The 14,390-nt window shown below is 37.1% G+C and carries 14 protein-coding genes; 7 read left to right on the top strand and 7 right to left on the bottom strand.

Features of this window, described 5'->3' with window-relative positions; all coding sequences use genetic code 11:
- Nucleotides 1-20 precede the first annotated feature (20 nt).
- Nucleotides 21-716 carry a sulfotransferase family protein gene (locus H5084_RS15715; RefSeq protein WP_182691395.1) on the top strand — a complete coding sequence of 232 codons (696 nt, stop codon included), beginning with the start codon at nt 21-23 and terminating at the stop codon, nt 714-716.
- Nucleotides 717-829: 113 nt separating this feature from the next.
- On the opposite strand, the gene H5084_RS15710 is transcribed toward H5084_RS15715, so the two are convergent.
- Nucleotides 830-1,675, bottom strand: coding sequence for a tRNA1(Val) (adenine(37)-N6)-methyltransferase (locus H5084_RS15710; protein ID WP_182691393.1), 846 nt, complete (start codon nt 1,673-1,675; stop codon nt 830-832).
- A 211-nt stretch (nt 1,676-1,886) separates the two neighbouring features.
- Between H5084_RS15710 and H5084_RS15705 the strand changes: the two genes are divergently transcribed.
- Nucleotides 1,887-2,990 (top strand): phosphoribosylaminoimidazolesuccinocarboxamide synthase, encoded by a 1,104-nt coding sequence (locus H5084_RS15705; protein WP_182691391.1) that lies wholly within the window; start codon nt 1,887-1,889, stop codon nt 2,988-2,990.
- A gap of 84 nt (nt 2,991-3,074) precedes the next feature.
- On the top strand, nt 3,075-3,284 hold the full coding sequence (locus tag H5084_RS15700) for a DUF2897 family protein (protein WP_037072231.1): 210 nt from the start codon (nt 3,075-3,077) through the stop codon (nt 3,282-3,284).
- 121 nt (nt 3,285-3,405) lie between these two features.
- Here H5084_RS15700 and bamC read toward each other — a convergent pair whose 3' ends face one another.
- Both bamC and dapA read right to left on the bottom strand, forming a co-directional pair.
- On the bottom strand, nt 3,406-4,524 hold the full coding sequence (bamC, locus tag H5084_RS15695) for an outer membrane protein assembly factor BamC (protein WP_182691389.1): 1,119 nt from the start codon (nt 4,522-4,524) through the stop codon (nt 3,406-3,408).
- Entirely contained in the window at nt 4,521-5,402 is an 882-nt protein-coding gene (dapA, locus tag H5084_RS15690; RefSeq protein ID WP_182691387.1) for a 4-hydroxy-tetrahydrodipicolinate synthase, read from the bottom strand. The genes bamC and dapA overlap by 4 nt, the downstream gene beginning before the upstream one ends.
- A gap of 243 nt (nt 5,403-5,645) precedes the next feature.
- On the opposite strand from dapA, the gene H5084_RS15685 reads away from it, so the two are divergent.
- Complete coding sequence (locus H5084_RS15685; RefSeq protein ID WP_182691385.1) at nt 5,646-6,497, top strand: tetratricopeptide repeat protein; 852 nt, start codon at nt 5,646-5,648, stop codon at nt 6,495-6,497.
- Between the two features lie 289 nt (nt 6,498-6,786).
- Complete coding sequence (locus tag H5084_RS15680) at nt 6,787-7,257, top strand: pyrimidine dimer DNA glycosylase/endonuclease V (RefSeq protein WP_182691382.1); 471 nt, start codon at nt 6,787-6,789, stop codon at nt 7,255-7,257.
- 59 nt (nt 7,258-7,316) lie between these two features.
- Here the strand turns inward: H5084_RS15680 and bioD are convergent, their stop codons facing one another.
- From bioD to bioB, 4 genes are read right to left on the bottom strand one after another with little or no spacing between them, the layout of a single operon-like run.
- Entirely contained in the window at nt 7,317-8,069 is a 753-nt protein-coding gene (gene bioD, locus H5084_RS15675) for a dethiobiotin synthase (protein ID WP_182691381.1), read from the bottom strand.
- Between the two features lie 58 nt (nt 8,070-8,127).
- Nucleotides 8,128-9,003, bottom strand: a complete 876-nt coding sequence (gene bioC / locus H5084_RS15670; RefSeq protein ID WP_259396852.1) for a malonyl-ACP O-methyltransferase BioC — start codon at nt 9,001-9,003, stop codon at nt 8,128-8,130.
- Nucleotides 8,987-10,159, bottom strand: a complete 1,173-nt coding sequence (gene bioF / locus H5084_RS15665; protein WP_182691379.1) for an 8-amino-7-oxononanoate synthase — start codon at nt 10,157-10,159, stop codon at nt 8,987-8,989. The genes bioC and bioF overlap by 17 nt, the downstream gene beginning before the upstream one ends.
- Before the next feature lie 2 nt (nt 10,160-10,161).
- Nucleotides 10,162-11,217 (bottom strand): biotin synthase BioB, encoded by a 1,056-nt coding sequence (gene bioB / locus H5084_RS15660; protein ID WP_182691427.1) that lies wholly within the window; start codon nt 11,215-11,217, stop codon nt 10,162-10,164.
- A 121-nt stretch (nt 11,218-11,338) separates the two neighbouring features.
- Here bioB and bioA point away from each other — a divergent pair, with 121 nt between their 5' ends.
- Together bioA and asnS are read left to right on the top strand one after the other, a co-directional pair.
- Nucleotides 11,339-12,640 (top strand): adenosylmethionine--8-amino-7-oxononanoate transaminase, encoded by a 1,302-nt coding sequence (gene bioA, locus H5084_RS15655; protein ID WP_182691377.1) that lies wholly within the window; start codon nt 11,339-11,341, stop codon nt 12,638-12,640.
- Nucleotides 12,641-12,877: 237 nt separating this feature from the next.
- Nucleotides 12,878-14,278: an asparagine--tRNA ligase gene (gene asnS / locus H5084_RS15650; RefSeq protein ID WP_028870153.1), complete on the top strand. Its 1,401-nt coding sequence runs from the start codon at nt 12,878-12,880 to the stop codon at nt 14,276-14,278.
- The last annotated feature ends 112 nt before the right edge of the window (nt 14,279-14,390 follow it).

Below are 14,390 nucleotides of genomic sequence, written 5' to 3'. Positions count from 1 at the left end.
AAAAGCCACTCATAGCCATTATGCAGACTTCACTTCTAAAAAATCTAATTTCAACCGTTGATACCGCGGCAAATGTTGCTAAGCAAAAAATATTCATTATTGGGTTACCACGTACGGGTACAACCAGTATTAGTGTCGCCATGCTGGAGCTTGGTTTTAAAGTTGCACACACCGCGTTTACCAAACACACCTTTGAATTAGCAGATGTTATATCTGATGCCCCGTGTTTTTCTGATTATCAACAATTAGATACACTGTTTCCCGGTTCAAAGTTTATCTATTTAGAAAGAGAGTTATCGCAATGGATCCCTTCCATGCAACGTTTATTAGTAAAAATGGCACCTCACTTATTAACTAAAACCGGTCACTTTAGTCCCGTTTTAAAACGGGCTTTTAATATTTCCTTTGGTGAAAATCATCAATTAAGGGGGTCAGAAAAGCATCTTACAGAATGTTACTTATGTCATCAAAAACAGGTTCACCAATATTTTGAAGGCAGTAAAAATTTATTGACCATTAATTTGAGTCATGAAAATAGTTATATCGAGCTTTGTACTTTTCTTTCATTGGATTACAAAGATGGCTCCAAATTTCCACACCTGAACAGAGGATCACAAGTAGCCAATTGGAAAGCCTACAAACATACCAGTAAAGTGAGCAGTTTCAGCGCTGGAAAAGAGCATCGACAATTCTTTGATTACATTAACAATGATTGATTACATTGATTAAGGCTGATGTCCTTGTACATCCACATTTAAATCTTAATTAAGAACGCTACAATTAGTTATAGTAAGTTATAAAAAGTGCTAAATAGCGACACCTTCAAATACTACATCTTCAAGTAAAAGGCTTTCGTTAACTCAATAAATTCTTTTGAATAAGCTTGGCCATCATGAATAACAAGTTCATTTTTTAGCCATTCTGGCGTTAACATTGCTGAATTTAATCCCCGTTTCTTTAATGAATTTTCATTTAATCGATCTGTTTTTAGTAAATCTAGTTTATCTGAAACGGATAAATTTAAAGTACCTTTAGTTGTCGACTGTTTTGTTAATTCAATTAAAACACGGATAGCCGGTTTACTGCTTGTGGTTTTAACGTAAGTTAATCGCGTTAACGATAGCTTCAAAAAATGTTCTGCATCTGTGTTTTGTAATAAATTGATAAAACTGAGCCCTTCTTCTTTTGGTAATACAAAGTTTGCTGTGCCTTGTTCTGTTAATAACAGCGCACAGTAACTTAAAAGATTGTTGTGTGATAAAGCAGAAGTATGTCTCGCTACCGCACGTTGAGAATTAATAGATTGCGCCCCATTATTAAAATATGGCGGATTACAAATAATCGCATCGAAGTTCGAGTGCGCTGTCACTTCATATGTAAAGTCTTGGATTGATTGATGATGAATGCTTAAACGGCTTGCCCATGGACAATTAATTGCATTTTCCTGTGCCGCTTTAAATGCATTTTTTTCAATTTCGACAGCGCTAATATCTGCAAGAGTGTTTCGTTGTGCACACATAATGGCCAATAACCCGGTACCGCATCCAATATCTAGGATCTTTTTAGCTGAGTTTATATTTGCCCACGCACCTAACAAAATGGCATCGGTACTCACCGGCATTCCACATTGATATGCATTGATATGAAATTGTTTAAAGGTAAAGTCTTTCGCCATTTATTTATTATCCTATTGGCACAATGCCATTTACCATCGGTTATTAATTTGTCATAAACTTGTCGTGCTTAAGTATTCATTTTAATCGGTGCTTATTATAATGACCATGAGCCATTTTGACATGATAAGTTTTATAGTATCTGCTATCATCTTGGCTTTATTATTCCCAGCAGATTTATCTGCTCACTTTGACTTTTTATAGGATATTTTCATGAGTCTTGCCGACAAAGTATTAGCTGTAAACAACGATTTACCTATTCGTACAGACCAGCCAGTCCACAGTGGTAAAGTGCGTTCAGTTTATTGGTTAACAACTGAAGATAGCAAACGTTTAATTGAAGAAAAAGGCTACAATGTAGCAGCAGACGCGCCTCTAGCAATTATGGTTATCAGTGACCGTATTTCTGCATTTGACTGTATTTGGCACGGTGAAGGTGGTATGAATGGTGTTCCTGGAAAAGGGGCTGCACTTAATGCAATCTCTAATCACTGGTTTAAACTATTTAAAGAACAAGGTTTAGCAGACAGCCACATTTTAGATATCCCACACCCCTTCGTTTGGATTGTACAAAAAGCACGACCAATAATGATCGAAGCGATTGCTCGCCAATATATTACTGGTTCAATGTGGCGAGCTTACGAAAAAGGTGAGCGTGAATTTTGTGGCATTCAAATAGCCGATGGGTTATCTAACAATACAAAATTACCTGAATTACTGATCACTCCTTCTACTAAAGGGATTTTAAAAGGTATTCCAGGTGTTCAAGAAGCTGATGATGTTAATATTACACGTCATAACATTGAAGATAATTTTCAAGCATTTAATTTTACTTGTGCAGACCATATCAACGACTACGAGAAACTTTTAAAAGAAGGTTTTGATTTGATTAGTGCAGAATTAGCTAAGCTTGATCAAATTTTTGTTGATACAAAATTTGAATTTGGTTACGTAACAGATAAATCAGGTAACGAAAAATTAATTTACATGGATGAAGTTGGGACACCTGATTCATCGCGTATTTGGGATGGTGCTGCTTACCGAGACGGTAAAATTGTTGAAAACTCTAAAGAAGACTTCCGTCAATTATTACTTAAGCATTTCCCAGATCCAGATATTTTATTAAATAAAGAGCGTATGCCTGAACGTTTTGCATTGGCAAAAGATAATGCGTTACCTGAATCTGTATTAATGCAAATATCTGAAACTTACACAGGTATTGCAGAAAAGATCATTGGTAAAGAAATTGTACTTTCAGAGAATCCAAAACAAGAAATCATCGATATTCTTCGTGAGCAATACAATCTAATCGACTAATACTAGCTAATCTACTAGTAAAGGTTAATATCAAAGCAGAACTAGGTTCTGCTTTTTTTATCGCTATCGTTTGGAGAAATGATTATGTCTACTGGGTGGGTTATTTTTATTGTGGTGATTGTCTTAGGGATCATCCTTAGCAATATTTTATTGTTAAAACAAAGCGCTAATATGAAACTACCAGATAGTGTAGTGAAAGCGATCAAAGATAAAAAAGAAAAAGAAGCATTAGAGCAACAGAAACAACTTGAAGAAGAACAGGCTCAACAACAAAAAAATCAGGATAACAAATAGCGTTAAAAGTTATAAGATAAATAGTGTTATCAGAAATAACATATTTAAAGAGCTACAGTGCATAAAAATAAAAAAAGCCTAACTCGTGATAAGTCAGGCTCTAAATTTTTAAATACAACTTTTATAAAGGTTTAGTCTGAATATCATTTTCTAAAATAACACTGCGAATATTATCAGTGATACTTAAATATAACTCAGTCACTTCCTGGTCAGATAATTGTTTTTTATCAGCGTTTAACCACGTTAAAGATGTATCCCCACCGGTTAATTCACCTAATTGAACAAAGTACTCACCTTCCTCCAAGTTAATTGGATTCAAGTTTCTTTTCTGCCAATATTGTGCATCTTGAGATTCAAATTTAACGAGGAAGTAACCTAGATTCTTATCATTATCAACAGGACTAAAGCTCATTAACTGCAATAATGCAGGCAGTTTACGCCATACTTCTGTAAATTCTGCATCAATAATCCAAGCCGTTTGATGACTTTCATCAAAACCAAGTTTAATCGGTAAAGGCTTATTGTCAGCCGAGATTAACGCTTCAGATTCTTGCTTCAAGTAGGCAAAATTTAGCATGTCATTGATAAAGCGAATTTCTATACTACGTTTATTGCGGCCTTCTAAAATTTCTTTAACCGGCTCATTATCGTTTGACTGTTGGTAACTTGTTGCGTCAACAGATAAAGAAATACTTCGCCCATCTCCGCCTTCCGCTAATTGTAATTGATAAGCACCTTCTTCACGCACTGTATTCTTGCTTAAACTGCCATAACTACGTTGGTTAACAACAAGGCCTGTATCAATGCTTAGTGCTGTTCTATCTGCAACGACATTCTTAGCATCTTTAGATGCTAAATATTGTAGTGCTAAGTCCCACACTTTTTGTTCAATATTGGTTTCTTGTTTAAATGCATTAAACCAAACTTTACTCTGGGTAAGATCAGGATCCAGTAAAACACCATCAAGTACAGCCATCAATTGACTTGGAGGGCGAACATCTACATCTTTACCACTTAATCCTAGCTTTTCTTGCTGCGTTGAAAGTGCTTGAATATCAAAAGTAGAACGATTTTCTAATGTTGAAAAATTTCCGTTATCAAATTTTTCAATGAGTGTCGCTTGTAGATAATCATCATTACCTTCCGCTTGTGTTCTAGTATCAAACCTAGCACAGCTAGTGATCGCTGAACTTAGGATCACCAAACTAGCAATTTTAGTCAGTACGTTGTTTTTTATCATGACAGTAATTTTGCTTCTATTAAGGCATTTCGAACAATACCCTGATACTGCTCAGATAATGTTGTTAATGGTAAACGTAACGTAGGAGTAGGAATTAAACCTAGCTCCGCACAGGCCCATTTAACTGGAATTGGGTTTGCTTCATGATAAAGGTTGGTATGAATAGGCATTAATTGAGCATTGATAGCTTGTGCTTTTTCAACTTCACCAGCCAGCGCATGTTCGCACATTTCAGCCATTTCAACGGGAGCAATATTGGTTGATACAGAAATGACTCCATGACCACCTTGTAACATAAAGTCACACCCTGTTGCATCATCTCCACTATAAAGTACAAAATCCTCAGGCAAAATTGCTTTTAATTCAGCAAGGCGTTGTAAGTCACCGGTTGCTTCTTTAATACCAATAATATTTGGAATTTTAGCTAAACGCGCAACTGTTTCAGGCAACATATCGACGGAAGTTCTGCCAGGTACGTTATATAGGATTTGTGGTAATTCACACGATTCAGCAATCGCTTTAAAGTGAAGGTATAAACCTTCTTGAGTTGGTTTATTGTAATAAGGAGTTACATTTAAACCTGCAACAATGCCACTATTAGTAAATAATTTGCTTAATGCAATTGCTTCCGATGTTGAATTAGCCCCATTACCTGCAATAACAGGAATTCGACCCGCAGCATAAGCGATAGTACGTTCAACAACTTTAACATGGTCATCAACACTAAAAGTTGCTGACTCACCAGATGTCCCTACAGCAACTATGGCTGCAGTTTTTGATTTAATATGGAACTCTACAAGTTCTTTTAATGCATTATAATCAATTTCGCCGGTCTCATCCATTGGGGTTACGAGTGCTACGATACTACCTGTTAACATGTAAATGCTCCTTTTATTGAGCGTCTAATGTTACTTTTGCAAGCCTTTAAAAACAAGAAGAAAAATCAACTGATTACTTCTCTGAGCGAATATTTATAACATTGTTGCAGATGCTCACCTTTTTCTACGTTAATCACATGATAATTGCGCTAATATCAAACGCATAGTCTTTGCTGTCCAACAATCTTCACGTATCATTAGTAAACATTTCGTAGAATATTTATTAAAGAGGAAAAACCGAATATGCAAGCAGATATATTTGATGTAACCGTGCAAGATTTTCAAACTATAATTGCGCAAGGTTCAGTAAATAAACCTGTGCTGGCTGTTTTTTGGTCAAGCCAATGTACTATCTGCGGTGCTTTGTTACCTTTGCTTGAGCAACTACAAAGAGAACATGCTAATGGCTTTACACTCGCCAAAATAAACTGCGAGACAGAGCAACAAATTGTGCAGCATTTTGAAATTAAAAGTGTGCCAACGGTATATATGTTTGTAAATGGACAAGGAGTTGATGGCTTTGCTGGAGAGCAAACGACCGACTTTATAAATAACTTCATCAAGAAACATCTGCCCGACCCAGCACTGGCATTGCTAGGTGATGCACAAACACTATTTGCTCAAGGTAAATTAGGTGAGGCGAAAGCAACCATTATACAAGCACAAAAGCTAAGCCCTGAAGATAACCAAATTAAACTTGCAACGGCACAAATTTATTTAGCCTTGGGTGAATTTGAAAATGCAAAACCTATTTTAGCGGCTATTCCTATGGCAGATCAAAATATGATTTATCATAATCTGATGTCAGAGTTACAACTCGCAGAACAATCAGCACAAACGCCAGAAATAACCGCATTGGAAAATGCGTTAATGGATGCTGCGGATAAACAACCGATTCAATACCAACTTGCTATTCAATACCATCAAGCCAAACGTTTTAGTGAAGCACTTGCTCTTTTATATAGCTTGTTATGTCACGACTTAGGCTATGAAAATGGCGATGCTAAAAAAAACATGTTAGATATTTTAGCCTCCGTAGATGATGCAGCTTTGGTTTCAGAATACCGTCGTAAACTTTATAGTTTGTTGTATTAGCTATCAGTTTCGAAAGCTTCCAAGTTTAAATAAACGGATACTTAATAAAATTATAGTCTCAGATAGTATCCGTTTAAACAGTATCCACATAACTGGGCTCCAAACATTTCAAATTCTTATTTTACTTAGTAAAACCCGTGCGATATAAAAATGCTAAATTTGTATATTTTCACAGTTCCAGTGTTCATAAGATAAAGTATGAATCTAGCGCGCTAATTATTCAAAAACAGATCCTAAAATTGATTTAATGCGTATAGCAGCATAGATAAAAAATTTACTAGAGGCTGTAATGAACATATTCATATTAGATAAAGATATTAAACAGTGCGCTCAATACCATTGCGATCAACACGTTGTAAAAATGATCTTAGAAAGTGTACAACTACTTTGTACTGCATTAAATAAAAAAGGATTTGTTACCCCTTATAAGTCGACACACATTAAACATCCCAGTGTATTATGGGTAGAGGAGTCATACGACAATTTTATTTGGTTACGCGATTTAAGCGTCGCTTTAAATGATGAGTATAAGTATCGTTATAATAAACAACACGACCATAAGTCGATCGCCGTTTTACCAATTATTGAGCAATATACTTTTCCTGCTATCGGTTTAACTCCCTTTCCCCAAGCAATGCCAGACATTTATAAAGTCGAAGGTAATGCTGTCGAGGCTTACCGACAATTTTATCGTGGTGATAAAGCAAAGTTTGCAAAGTGGACTAAACGCGCTGTGCCAGATTGGTTTGAAAGCATTTAAATGTTAACTGTTTATAGTTAACATTATGTAAATTAACTAAATTAACTAAATTAACTAAATTAAATAAAGGTTACATTGATATATTGCGCCAAATTCTGTTGTTCAATATTCTCTAAATAGGGAATTTCAGCAAGTAGTGGCGCGTTAATGAAATCTGTTAAAGTGCCAATATTTTGCTGCACATAGGGCATTTCCGCTTGTAGATGATTGGCAATCCAACCAGCTATATTTAGCCCACTTTGTAGAATGCTCTGAGCAGTTAATAACGCATGGTTTAAACATCCTAGTTTTAAACCCACCACTAAAATAACCGGCATTTCATTTGCAACGACCCATTCTGAAAATAACTGATGCTTATTAATTGGCAAGTGCCACCCACCCGCACCTTCTACAAATAAGCATTGAGGCAACTGCTGTTGTAAGAATGTTAAACCTTGATCTACCGTACTGAGATTAATACGCTGATTAGTTTCACTGGCGGCAATATGTGGGGCGATAGGTTGCTGGTAAGCAATCGGATTAACCGCGGTATAGTCTACTTGTAAGCTACTATTTTGCTGTAAAATTAACGCGTCGTCATTACGTAACCCTTGTTCAGTTTGACTACAACCTGCCGATATAGGTTTATAGGCCAAGGTGCTTTTACCTTGTTCATTAGCCGCTTGCAATAATGCTTTGGTACAAATAGTTTTACCCACGTCTGTATCTGTTCCGGTGATAAAATACGTAGTAGAAGCAAGTTTTGTGTTGATCCTAGCAAGCGTACTGAGGTCAGTTTTTGATCGTGTTGCGTCTAAAGTAAATTGTGGCATTGTTTACTCATTTTTTAAAAGGTTGTTAAGAAGCGATGCTAGCAATATCGGCATTAGCTTATTTTTGTGCAACAATATAACAAACTTGATAACTCAAATTATAATAATCGTCTTGGTCTTTAAATGGTTGATAACCAAGTTCTAATTGCTTTAATAATTGCCTATTTGATGTTTGCTTGGTGTCTCTATCATGTACATGATTAGCCCCAATCCCTTTTAGCGCCTTGAGCACACTAATAACATCTGTGTATTTTTTAATACGTGTTTCTGTGAAGATATTAACTCGCTGATAACCGGCTAGTTTTACAGCAATCAAAACCTGTTCTTTAGTTAAAAAGTGATTAACGTGTACCGCGCTATCAACACTTTTCCAAGCTTGTTGAAGTTCAAAGAGTGATCCATCAAGTAAGGTAGAAAAACATAAGTTGCCACCGTTGTTAAGGGCTTGATTAGTTTGTTGTAATGATAAACTTAGTTGCTCACTCCACTGTAATACTAGGTTTGAAAAAATCAGATCAAATTGCCCTGTGGTAAACGGCTGAGCATCAATATCCCCTTCTATATAACAACATTGAGATAGTTTTCTTTGCGCAGTTTGTTGCAACATCTGTGGAGATAAATCAAAACAGGTAAGTAATGCTTTAATGCTCATATCACGTAATAAAGCAGAAAAATAACCCGTGCCACAACCTAAATCTAGTATCGAAGTAGATTGCTTGGCCGTAACAGGCATCAGGCCAAATAGATGGTGCCCTATCTCTCTTTGTAACTCTGCAAATTGATCGTAATGATCGGCCGCTTTTGAAAAAGAGGCTTTGACTGCTTCTTTGTTTATCGCCTTTTTACTTGTATTAGCTAAAACCATGTTTGCTTGATTAATAGAATCTTTTACAAACTGTCGTTTTACGCGTTTTTTATTAGAAGTTATTTGCATCAATAGCCTGTTTAATCTGTTTGACAAGTATTTCAATATCTTGTTTTAGATGCTGACTGGTAAGCGTTATTCTTAATCTAGCACTGCCTTTGGCGACTGTTGGCGGTCGTATCGCCGTTGTCCAAAAGCCTTTATCTTTTAAGTATTGACTAACCGCTAAGGCAGTATCGCTCGATCCAATTAATACCGGTTGAATAGCAGTATTTGAAGGCATTAAAGGAATTTCGTAGTGTGCAGATAAGTGCTTAAAGTAACGAATTAATTCACATAACTGGTCACGACGCCACTGCTGTGTTTGTGCTAAATGAGCAGCCTGGCCAATGCAATACACCATTGCCGGCGGTAAACCTGTTGTGTAAATATAAGGTTTTGAAAAGTTATTAATATAATCGATAAGTTGCGATGAACCAGAGACAAAAGCGCCACCCACACCTAGGGCTTTACCGAAAGTGGCCATATAAATATTTACATCGCTGTTATCAAGCTGCTGGTCAACAACCGTACCTTTACCCTCTTTACCTAATACGCCTAAACCGTGTGCATCATCAATCATTAACCAAGCTTTATGCGCGCTGCATTGTTGTTTAAGTGCGTTGATAGGGGCACTATCGCCATCCATACTAAATACCCCTTCTGAAATAACGAGCTTGTTTTCGGTTTGTTGGTGGGTATTTAAAATGCTGGCAAGGTGTTGCATATCATTATGCTTAAAACGTTGCATTTTAGCAGCACTGATAGAGCCGGCTTCCATCAAAGAAGCATGATTTATTTTGTCTTGAACTAATAAATCATTTTTTGAGAGTAGTAATTTTATTAAAGCTTGATTCGCCGAGTACCCAGAGCTAAAAAGTGCAACTGCTTCTAACCCTAACCACTCTTGCAGTTGCTGCGTCACATCGTGATGCACTTTATTATACCCAGTCACCAAATAGGAACCACCGCTGCCAATACCAAATAAATCAGCACCTTTCTTCCAAGCATTAACCAATAACGGATCTGAAGCTAAGCCCAAATAGTCGTTGCTAGAAAAGTTAAGGTACTGTTTTCCGTTAACTTCAATATAACGTGCTTGCTTACCCGTGATTGGAACAGAAGCGCGGTGCAAGTGTTGCTGTTTACGCTGAGCAAGTTGCTCTGCAATAAAAGAAAAAGCCATGTTTATACTTTACTGGTTGCATCGTAAAATAATTCATCTTTCTCGCTATGTCGAATAATAGCGGCATCTACTGTTTTTTCGGCTTCGTAAGGCGATAGGTTTATCTCTTCTTTATTGATACCTAACTTATTAAACAAACGCATATCAGAGTTTTCATCTGGATTTGCAGTCGTTAGTAATTTGCAACCATAGAAAATAGAGTTAGCACCGGCCATAAAACATAATGCCTGTGTTTGTTCAGACATATCTTCCCGACCCGCTGATAAACGAACATGCGATTTAGGCATCAAAATACGCGCGATAGCAATGGTTTTAATAAACTCAAAATCATCAAGATCTTCTACACTATCCAATGGTGTGCCTTTCACTTTCACTAGCTTATTAATCGGTACACTTTCAGGTTGTACGGGTAAATTAGCTAATTGTACTAATAAGCCTGAACGATCTTTGCCTTCTTCACCTAAACCAACAATACCGCCGCTACATACTTTCATACCGGCACTACGAACGTTGTCCAAAGTATCTAACCTTTCTTGGTAGCTACGTGTAGTAATAATTTCACCGTAATATTCAGGTGAAGTATCTAAGTTATGATTGTAATAATCTAAACCGGCGTTGGAGAGTTGTTGTGCTTGATTATCATCTAACATACCTAAGGTCATGCAAGACTCTAAGCCTAACGATTTAACCTCTTTAATCATTTCTACTAGATAAGGCATATCGCGTTGTTTTGGGTTTTTCCATGCAGCGCCCATACAAAAGCGAGTAGATCCCGTCGCTTTTGCATCTTTAGCAGCCTTGATCACTTTTTCGACTTCCATTAACGTTTCTTTTTCAAGACCCGTATCATAACGTGCACTTTGCGGACAGTACTTACAATCTTCAGGGCAAGCACCGGTTTTTATCGATAATAAAGTACTAACTTGAACTTGGTTATTAGGAAAATGAGCACGATGTATTGTTTGTGCTTGAAACATTAAATCCATGAAAGGTAATGCATATAACGCATTCACTTCTGCAACAGACCAATCGTGTCGAATTTGTGTTTCATTAACCATGTTACTTGAAATAGCATTGTGCATTGTTATAACCCTGTGCAGAAAAATATTTGGTTAGTTTAATGTTGAAAGTTACACTGTCAACTTTAAAGCTTACTTTTACTTTACATGTGGTCACAAAATGAACGATAAACAGATAAATAAGCAAGAAATCGACTTATCTTATGATAAACAGCATATTTGGCATCCTTATACTTCGATGACAGCACCTATTCCATGTTATCCCGTAGACAGTGCAAACGGATGTACTATTTCACTAACGTCAGGTGAAGTATTAGTTGATGGTATGTCATCTTGGTGGGCTTGTTTGTTTGGTTATAATGTTAAAGAATTAAACGAAGCAGCCACCCAACAACTCGCAAAAATGTCACATGTGATGTTTGGCGGCCTAACTCATCAACCTGCTGTTGAGCTTGCAAAAACATTAGTAGAGATCACTCCAAAGGGGCTAGAAAAAGTATTCTTTAGCGATTCAGGTAGTGTTGCTGTGGAAGTCGCTATGAAAATGGCACTACAATATTGGCAATCACTCGGACAAAATAAAACTAAATTTATTGCACTTAAAAAAGGCTATCACGGCGATACCTTTGCAGCGATGAGTGTGACTGATCCTGAAGGTTCGATGCATGAACTATATCAAGATTTTGTTGCTAAAAACTACTTTACTGAGCAACCCAGTATTAACTTTGACCAACCTTGGCAACAAAGTGCAATGGACGATCTTTCTACTCTTTTAGCAGAAAATCATCAACACATCGCAGCTTTAATTCTCGAGCCTATTGTCCAAGGTGCTGGCGGCATGCACTTTTACCATCCTAATTATCTCAAAGCAGCAAGATCTTTATGTGATCAATACGGGGTGCTGCTGATCGCCGATGAAATTGCAACGGGGTTTGGTCGAACCGGTAAACTATTTGCTTGTGAACACGCAGACATCAGCCCTGACATTCTATGTCTAGGCAAGGCTATCACTGGTGGATATATGAGTTTTGCTGCAACGCTTGCTACTACAAAAGTTGCCACAACGATTAGTGAAGGTAAAGCCGGAGTATTTATGCACGGACCTACTTTCATGGGAAATGCTTTAGCTTGTTCGGTTGCCAACGCCAACCTTAAAAAACTCTTAAGCACAGATTGGCAACAATTAGTTTTCTCTATTTCGTCACAATTAAATAGTCAGCTTTTACGCTGTGAACAATTACCAAGTGTTAATAAGGTGCGCGTATTAGGTGCAATTGGTGTGGTTGAATTGCACCGAGCTGTTGATATGGTTAACATTCAAAAACAGTTTGTAAACTTAGGCGTTTGGATCCGCCCCTTTGGTAAGCTTATTTATGTGATGCCACCTTACGTAGCATCCAAGCAGCAAATTAATAAACTATGTGATGCTATTTACCAAGTATGTAAAAAAATCGATGAGTAAAAATATTATTAGCTTTAACTTTTCTCTTCGTCTTGTGTTTATCAATAATTAAACACCATTAAGAGAATAAAAGCTTGTAGTTATCGAAGCAGACTATTTAATGCGCTTTTATAGGGTAATAGTGGCATTAATATAGAATGAGAGACTTGTATCTAAAACTGGCCAAGGTAATATAAGCAGCTATCAATATTTTTAGTATAAAACAGTTAAGACTGTGATTATGGAGCACTATTTAAGATGTCAAAAACACCCATTGTTGATATTTTCAACAGCAAATTTGCATTAGGCAGCCAAGTGACAGTAAAAGGTTGGATCCGAACTCGTCGTGATTCAAAAGCTGGCATCTCTTTTCTAAACATTTATGACGGTTCATGCTTCGATCCAATTCAAGCTGTTGTACCTGCTGAATTAGAAAATTATACTACCGACGTATTAAATTTATCGGCAGGTTGTAGTGTTGCGGTCACTGGTGAGTTAGTTGAAAGCCCAGGAAAAGGCCAGCAGTTTGAATTACAAGCAACATCAGTGGTTGTTCATGGTTTTGTACAAGACCCAGATACTTACCCAATGTCAGCTAAACGTCATAGTATTGAATATATGCGTGAGCATGCACACCTTCGCCCGCGTACTAATATGTTTGGTGCAGTTACGCGTGTACGTAACTGTTTATCTCATGCAATTCATAATTTCTTTTATGAGCGAGGATTTAATTGGATCAGTACGCCGATCATCACAGGTAGTGACTGTGAAGGTGCTGGTGAAATGTTCCAAGTAAGTACTTTAGATCTAGAAAATTTACCACGTGATGCTGAAGGCAAGATTGATTACAAAAAAGATTTCTTCGGTAAAGAAACGTTTCTAACCGTGTCTGGACAATTAAACGCAGAAACTTATGCTTGTGCGTTAAGTAATGTCTACACTTTTGGTCCAACTTTCCGTGCCGAAAACTCAAACACTACACGTCACTTAGCTGAATTCTGGATGGTAGAACCTGAAATTGCTTTTGCTGACTTATCAGATGCAGCGCAATTAGCTGAAGATATGTTGAAATATGTATTCAATGCAGTGTTAACAGAGCGTGCCGATGACATGGCCTTTTTTGCTGAGCGAGTAGATAAAGAAGCAATCACACGTTTACAAAATATGGTTAACTCTGAATTTGTACGTATGGATTACACAGACGCGATTGATATTCTACAAAAATGCGATAAAACCTTTGAATATCCTGTTGAATGGGGCGTAGATTTACAATCTGAACATGAACGTTACCTTGCTGAAGAACATGTTGGTGCGCCAATTATTCTACAAAATTACCCGAAAGATATTAAAGCTTTCTACATGAAATTAAACGCTGATGGTAAAACGGTAGCAGCAATGGATGTATTAGCACCGGGGATTGGTGAAATCATTGGTGGTAGTCAACGTGAAGAAGACTTAGTAGCTTTAGATAAACGTCTTGAAGAGATGGGATTAGATAAAGAAGATTACAGCTGGTACCGTGATTTACGTAAATACGGCACGGTTCCTCATGCTGGATTCGGACTTGGTTTTGAGCGTTTAGTGTCGTACGTAACGGGTGTTCAAAATATCCGTGACGTTATTGCATTCCCACGTGCTCCAGGCAGCGCTGAATTCTAAATTACGTCAGTAATTTGTTCTAGTAAAAAATCAAACCAGCTTAACGGCTGGTTTTTTTACAGCTAAAATAAATCTATTAGTAATATAGTAAGCCAGTAAACCAGTAACCCAG

The sequence above is a fragment of the Psychromonas sp. SR45-3 genome, assembly GCF_014163575.1.
GTDB classification, from domain to species: Bacteria; Pseudomonadota; Gammaproteobacteria; order Enterobacterales; family Psychromonadaceae; genus Psychromonas; species Psychromonas arctica.
Note: the sequence above shows the minus strand (reverse complement) of the source record. Positions and strands in the feature narration are given on the sequence as shown.

Excerpts from the sequence above, each read along its gene's own strand:
- H5084_RS15715 (WP_182691395.1), top strand. The coding sequence starts at position 21 with ATGCAGACTTCACTTCTAAAAAATCTAATTTCAACCGTTGATACCGCG.
- H5084_RS15710 (WP_182691393.1), bottom strand. The coding sequence starts at position 1,675 with ATGGCGAAAGACTTTACCTTTAAACAATTTCATATCAATGCATATCAA.
- H5084_RS15705 (WP_182691391.1), top strand. The coding sequence starts at position 1,887 with ATGAGTCTTGCCGACAAAGTATTAGCTGTAAACAACGATTTACCTATT.
- H5084_RS15700 (WP_037072231.1), top strand. The coding sequence starts at position 3,075 with ATGTCTACTGGGTGGGTTATTTTTATTGTGGTGATTGTCTTAGGGATC.
- bamC (WP_182691389.1), bottom strand. The coding sequence starts at position 4,524 with ATGATAAAAAACAACGTACTGACTAAAATTGCTAGTTTGGTGATCCTA.
- dapA (WP_182691387.1), bottom strand. The coding sequence starts at position 5,402 with ATGTTAACAGGTAGTATCGTAGCACTCGTAACCCCAATGGATGAGACC.
- H5084_RS15685 (WP_182691385.1), top strand. The coding sequence starts at position 5,646 with ATGCAAGCAGATATATTTGATGTAACCGTGCAAGATTTTCAAACTATA.
- H5084_RS15680 (WP_182691382.1), top strand. The coding sequence starts at position 6,787 with ATGAACATATTCATATTAGATAAAGATATTAAACAGTGCGCTCAATAC.
- bioD (WP_182691381.1), bottom strand. The coding sequence starts at position 8,069 with ATGCCACAATTTACTTTAGACGCAACACGATCAAAAACTGACCTCAGT.
- bioC (WP_259396852.1), bottom strand. The coding sequence starts at position 9,003 with ATGCAAATAACTTCTAATAAAAAACGCGTAAAACGACAGTTTGTAAAA.
- bioF (WP_182691379.1), bottom strand. The coding sequence starts at position 10,159 with ATGGCTTTTTCTTTTATTGCAGAGCAACTTGCTCAGCGTAAACAGCAA.
- bioB (WP_182691427.1), bottom strand. The coding sequence starts at position 11,217 with ATGGTTAATGAAACACAAATTCGACACGATTGGTCTGTTGCAGAAGTG.
- bioA (WP_182691377.1), top strand. The coding sequence starts at position 11,339 with ATGAACGATAAACAGATAAATAAGCAAGAAATCGACTTATCTTATGAT.
- asnS (WP_028870153.1), top strand. The coding sequence starts at position 12,878 with ATGTCAAAAACACCCATTGTTGATATTTTCAACAGCAAATTTGCATTA.